Here is a 4533-nt window from a genome sequence, read left to right as displayed (position 1 = left end):
CATGTCCGCGCGCATCTACAAGCCCGCCCGCAACGCCATGCAGTCGGGAACCGCGAAAACAAGGCGATGGGGAGGCCGCCCAGCGCCTGCACGAGGCCTCGGAGCCGCGCCGCCAGGAGCTGATCCGCCGGCTCAACTCCCCGCCCGACGGCATGGCCGCCCTGGTGCGGATGCGTGAGGCGCTGCTCGCCCTGAAGGCCGGCGATCCCGGGCTTGCGGTCGTGGACGACGATTTCGCCCATCTGTTCGGCTCTTGGTTCAACCGCGGCTTCCTGGTGCTGCGGCCGATCGACTGGGCGTCGCCGGCGAGCGTGCTTGAGAAGATCATCCGCTACGAGGCCGTGCACGAGATCCGCGACTGGGAGGAGCTGCGGCGGCGGCTTGAGCCGCCGGACCGGCGCTGTTTCGCCTTCTTCCATCCGCGGCTGGTCGACGAGCCCCTGATCTTCGTCGAGGTGGCGCTGACGACCGACATGCCCGCAAGCGTGGCGGAAGTGCTGGCCCCGGAGCGCGCCCCGATCGCCGCCGAGCAGGCGAGCGCGGCGGTGTTCTATTCGATCTCCAACTGCCAGGAGGGGCTGCGCGGCGTCTCGTTCGGCAACTTCCTGATCAAGCAGGTCGTGCAGGACCTGCGGCGCGATCTGCCGGAGCTCGCCACCTTCGTGACGCTGTCCCCGGTCCCGGGCTTCGCCGCCTGGCTCGCGCGCGAGCGCGAGGATCCGGAGTCGGACGCGCTCGGCCTCGACGATCGCGCCCTGCTCGCGGTTCTCGACGACCGCGGGTGGATGGACGATCCGGAGGCGACCGAGAGGCTGCGGCCGGTCATGACCCGCGCCTGCGCCTGGTATCTGGTGAACGCCCGCAACAGCCGCGGCGGCGTGATCGACCCTGTCGCGCGCTTCCACCTCGGCAACGGGGCGCGGCTCGAGCGCGTCAACTTCCTCGGGGACCGGTCGCCGCGGGCGATGCGGCAGGCTCACGGCATGATGGTCAACTACCTCTACGAGCTGGAGGAGATCGAGGCCAACCACGAGGCGTTCTTCGACCGCGGCGAGGTCGCGACCTCCTCTTCCGTGCGTCGGCTCGCCCGCCGTCAGCGGAGCCCGGAGGCCAAGCCGGCTGCGCTTCCCGCCAGATGATCGCCGCTCCGTCGGACGGTTGCAGCCGCCTCCGACGGCGCCCAGATCGGTGAAGCGCGGCGTGCGGCGCATGAGCGAAGCGCACGCGCTCCGCCGCGCCTGAGCAAGGAGGCGCCAATGACCATGACGCGTGAGGACGTGATCGGCGTGATCGGCCCTGCGGACGACGTTCTGGTCGCGGAGATCGTCGCGACCGGGGCGACGCCGGAGGAACTTGCTGAAGCCTGGGCCTGGCTCAATGCGGACGAAGCGCTGCTGAACGAGGGCCGCCCCCTGCCCGCTCCGCGGGTGGCCGCGCTCGCCGAGCTGCTGCGCCCGGACGAGGACGACGAGGCCTGAACGCCGGCAATGCGCCGGCGCAAACGGTCATCCGCGCGCGGCGCCATGGACGAAGCGGCGCCGCGCGTCTATCTGCGCCGCCATGCCGGTCATTTCGATCTCCAATCTCTCCAAGACCTACGCCTCGGGCTTCGAGGCGCTGAAGAGCGTCAACCTCGAGATCGAGCGCGGCGAGATCTTCGCGCTGCTCGGTCCGAACGGGGCGGGCAAGACGACGCTGATCAGCATCGTCTGCGGCATCGTCAACGCCAGCTCGGGCACGGTCGAGGTCGAGGGACGCAACATCGTCTCGGACTTCCGTGCTGCCCGGTCGGCCATCGGCCTGGTTCCCCAGGAGCTCACGACGGATCATTTCGAGACCGTCTGGGCGACCGTCAATTTCAGCCGCGGCCTGTTCGGCAAGCCCAAGAACCCGGCCTATGTCGAGAAGATCCTGCGCGACCTGTCGCTCTGGGAAAAGCGCGATTCGAAGATCCTGACGCTGTCGGGCGGCATGAAGCGGCGCGTGCTGATCGCCAAGGCGCTGGCGCATGAGCCGCGGGTGCTGTTCCTCGACGAGCCGACCGCCGGCGTCGACGTCGAGCTGAGGCGCGACATGTGGGAGCTCGTCCGGGCGCTGCGCGAGACCGGCGTCACGATCATCCTGACGACCCATTACATCGAGGAAGCCGAGGAGATGGCCGACCGCGTCGGCGTCATCAGCAATGGCGAGATCATCCTGACCGAGGACAAGGCCGCGCTGATGTCGAAGCTCGGCCGCAAGCAGCTGATCCTCAACCTTCCCGAGGCCCTGCCGCGCGTTCCGCCGCAGCTTGCGGGGCACAATCTCGAACTCGCCGACGACGGCTGCTCGCTGGTCTACACCTACGACACCAAGGCCGAGCGCACCGGCATCACGGGCCTGCTGACCGATCTCGCCGCAGCCGGCATCCGCTTCAGGGACCTGCAGACGCGGCAGAGCTCGCTCGAAGAGATCTTCGTGGACCTGGTGAGGGCCCGCCGATGAATTTCCGCGCCATCCAGGCGATCTACCTGTTCGAGATGGCCCGCGCCTGGCGCACGCTGCTGCAGAGCATCGTGTCGCCGGTGCTGTCGACCTCGCTCTATTTCGTGGTGTTCGGCGCGGCGATCGGCTCGCGCATCCAGGAGATCGACGGGGTCCCGTACGGGGCCTACATCGTGCCGGGCCTGATCATGCTCTCGCTGCTGACGCAGAGCATCTCGAACGCGGCCTTCGGCATCTATTTCCCGCGCTTCTCGGGCACGATCTACGAAGTGCTGTCGGCGCCGGTCTCCTACGTGGAGATCGTGATCGCCTATGTCGGGGCGGCGGCCAGCAAATCGATCCTGCTCGGCCTGATCATCCTGGCGACCGCCGCGCTGTTCGTGCCGCTGCAGATCCAGCACCCGATCTGGATGATGTCGTTCCTCGTCCTGACGGCGGTGACGTTCAGCCTGTTCGGCTTCATCATCGGCATCTGGGCGGACGGCTTCGAGAAGCTGCAGCTGGTGCCGCTGCTGATCGTGACGCCGCTCACCTTCCTGGGCGGGAGCTTCTACTCGATCGACATGCTGCCGCCGTTCTGGCGCGGCGTGACGCTGTTCAACCCGGTCGTCTATCTGGTGAGCGGCTTCCGCTGGAGCTTCTATGGCCGCTCCGACCTCGGGGTCGGGATCAGCCTGGGCATGACGCTGCTGTTCCTGCTCGCCTGCCTGCTCGCGGTGCGCTGGATCTTCAAGACGGGCTACCGCCTGAAGGCCTGACCGGCCTCACCAGGGGTCGGTCATCTCCGGCGCGGCGCGCCCCTGCTCGCGGCGGGCTTCGCGCTCCTGCTCGAAGCGCCGGCGGATGTAGACGCCGGGATCGTCCGGCAGCGTCTCGAGCCACTGCCGCGACGCGTAGACGGTCTTGTACATGATGCTGTCGCTGTGGAGCGCCGGCTGATCTGACGTCTGGCGCGCGACGTTCATGGACGCATCGCCGGTGCGCCCGGCCCCCTGCGCCGCGCCGATCGAGCCGGTCGCCTTGCCGGCCTGGGAGGAGGCGCTCCCCTGATCGCCGCGACTGACCCGGAAGGCCTTGCTCGATCCGGCTCCCTCGGCCTGCTTGCCGGAGTCACGATCGCCGGCCGCCCCCTGACCTTCGGACTCGACGTCGTTCTCGGCGTCCGGCGGCGCGTCGCCGCCGCGCTTGTTCTCGGTCGCCGCGGCCTGCGCGCCATTCTGCGCGTCAGGTCCGTCGCCGCGCCTGACGCGGATCAGCGACTCGACCAGGGCGAGGTTGTAGCGGGCGTCCTCGTCGTTCGGATCGCGGCTCAGCGCCTCGTCGAAGGCTTCGACCGCCTCCTTCAGCCGGCCGGCGCGCGCCAGCGCCGTCCCCAGGTCGTAGGCCTGCCCCGCGAAGTCGGCCTGACGGAAGGCCTCGGCGGCTTCGGCGTAATACCCGCGCTCGTAGAGCGCCGCGCCGTTCCATGCGGCCCCGCCCAGCAAGAACGCCCCGACACGCTGCAGACCGGCGTCGAACAAGGCCCGGCCGATCCGCTGACGCGAATCCGTCAGGCCGAGGGCGGCGACGATCAGCAAGACGAGGATCAGGATCCGGATCACGAACGCTCCCGGGAAAACGGTCGAGTCCATGCTACCGCGACGCGGGGCCGCCGTCGCCAGCCCGTTCCGGATATGGCCAAGGCCGCTCGCTGGCGCCATTCTCGCCCGCGGCTTTCCGGGGTGCTCACAATGCCGCCAATGATCCGAAACGCGCTCGAGCTGCTGGCGGCGCTTGCCCTGATGGCGGTCCTGTTCTCGGTCGCCTTCCTCCTGTCCACCACCACGCCGCAGATCCATATCGGCTGGTTCTTCGGCGGCGCCGGACTGGTGTACTCGATGCTGGTGCTGTTCTACCTCAATCGCTGAGCGAGCCTCAGCCGCGCTCCCGGTCGAGCAGCGCGCGCTTCCTGTCCGTCCCCCAACGATAGCCCGAGAGCCCGCCGTCGCTGCGCAGGACGCGGTGGCACGGGATGGCGACCGCGAGCGCGTTCGCCGCGCAGGCGCCGGC

Annotated in this window: 7 protein-coding genes; 5 read left to right on the top strand and 2 right to left on the bottom strand. The window is 69.1% G+C overall.

Going from position 1 to position 4533, the window contains the following annotated elements; all coding sequences use genetic code 11:
- From ACIKT0_RS13470 to ACIKT0_RS13455, 4 genes are all read left to right on the top strand, one after another.
- The coding region (locus tag ACIKT0_RS13470) for a malonyl-CoA decarboxylase (protein WP_407105834.1) at nucleotides 1-1139 on the top strand (1139 nt) is incomplete at its 5' end.
- Nucleotides 1140-1256: 117 nt separating this feature from the next.
- On the top strand, nucleotides 1257-1478 hold the full coding sequence (locus ACIKT0_RS13465) for a hypothetical protein (RefSeq protein ID WP_407105833.1): 222 nt from the start codon (nucleotides 1257-1259) through the stop codon (nucleotides 1476-1478).
- A gap of 82 nt (nucleotides 1479-1560) precedes the next feature.
- On the top strand, nucleotides 1561-2484 hold the full coding sequence (locus ACIKT0_RS13460) for an ABC transporter ATP-binding protein (RefSeq protein WP_407105832.1): 924 nt from the start codon (nucleotides 1561-1563) through the stop codon (nucleotides 2482-2484).
- On the top strand, nucleotides 2481-3242 hold the full coding sequence (locus ACIKT0_RS13455; protein ID WP_407105831.1) for an ABC transporter permease: 762 nt from the start codon (nucleotides 2481-2483) through the stop codon (nucleotides 3240-3242). The genes ACIKT0_RS13460 and ACIKT0_RS13455 overlap by 4 nt, the downstream gene beginning before the upstream one ends.
- 6 nt (nucleotides 3243-3248) lie before the next feature.
- Here ACIKT0_RS13455 and ACIKT0_RS13450 read toward each other — a convergent pair whose 3' ends face one another.
- Complete coding sequence (locus tag ACIKT0_RS13450) at nucleotides 3249-4115, bottom strand: tetratricopeptide repeat protein (RefSeq protein ID WP_407105830.1); 867 nt, start codon at nucleotides 4113-4115, stop codon at nucleotides 3249-3251.
- 99 nt (nucleotides 4116-4214) lie between these two features.
- On the opposite strand from ACIKT0_RS13450, the gene ACIKT0_RS13445 reads away from it, so the two are divergent.
- A complete protein-coding gene (locus tag ACIKT0_RS13445) occupies nucleotides 4215-4391 on the top strand; it encodes a hypothetical protein (protein WP_407105829.1) in 177 nt (58 codons plus the stop codon).
- Nucleotides 4392-4398: 7 nt separating this feature from the next.
- Here ACIKT0_RS13445 and ACIKT0_RS13440 read toward each other — a convergent pair.
- Nucleotides 4399-4533: methylated-DNA--[protein]-cysteine S-methyltransferase (locus ACIKT0_RS13440; RefSeq protein WP_407105836.1), on the bottom strand; the 135-nt coding region annotated here is incomplete at its 5' end.

It is taken from the genome of Hansschlegelia beijingensis (assembly GCF_045505405.1).
GTDB lineage: Bacteria > Pseudomonadota > Alphaproteobacteria > Rhizobiales > Methylopilaceae > Methylopila > Methylopila beijingensis_A.
This window is presented reverse-complemented; position numbering and strand designations above follow the sequence as displayed.

Bases quoted from the DNA above. Each gene is read 5' to 3' on its own strand.
- ACIKT0_RS13465 (WP_407105833.1), top strand. From the start codon at position 1,257: ATGACCATGACGCGTGAGGACGTGATCGGCGTGATCGGCCCTGCGGAC.
- ACIKT0_RS13450 (WP_407105830.1), bottom strand. From the start codon at position 4,115: ATGGACTCGACCGTTTTCCCGGGAGCGTTCGTGATCCGGATCCTGATC.
- ACIKT0_RS13460 (WP_407105832.1), top strand. From the start codon at position 1,561: ATGCCGGTCATTTCGATCTCCAATCTCTCCAAGACCTACGCCTCGGGC.
- ACIKT0_RS13445 (WP_407105829.1), top strand. From the start codon at position 4,215: ATGCCGCCAATGATCCGAAACGCGCTCGAGCTGCTGGCGGCGCTTGCC.
- ACIKT0_RS13455 (WP_407105831.1), top strand. From the start codon at position 2,481: ATGAATTTCCGCGCCATCCAGGCGATCTACCTGTTCGAGATGGCCCGC.